General features: G+C 59.4%; 1 protein-coding gene. It reads left to right on the top strand.

Features of this window, described 5'->3' with window-relative positions:
- Positions 1-276: DEAD/DEAH box helicase family protein (locus CDN38_RS31495; protein ID WP_497756000.1), on the top strand; the 276-nt coding region annotated here is incomplete at both ends.

Raw genomic sequence — 276 nt, forward strand, 5'->3', positions numbered from 1 at the left:
CCTATAACCCCTCCCCGAACGGCGACGTAGTTGCCAGTTCATGGATGAGTGGGCGGCGCCGCGGACTCCTCTCCAACATTGTGGTTGGCACCGTCGACCAAGTGCTCATGCTTGCCTTGCGGCAGCGGTACTCGATGCTTCGCCACGCTGCGCTCGCCGGCAAGATCATTATTTTCGATGAGATCCACTCATACGGGGCGTATACATCGGACTACCTCGCGACCACACTGGAATGGCTCGCGCACTACGGGGCGACGGTCATCATGATGTCGGCAA

It is taken from the genome of Mycobacterium ostraviense (assembly GCF_002705925.1).
In the GTDB taxonomy this organism is placed as follows: Bacteria; Actinomycetota; Actinomycetes; order Mycobacteriales; family Mycobacteriaceae; genus Mycobacterium; species Mycobacterium ostraviense.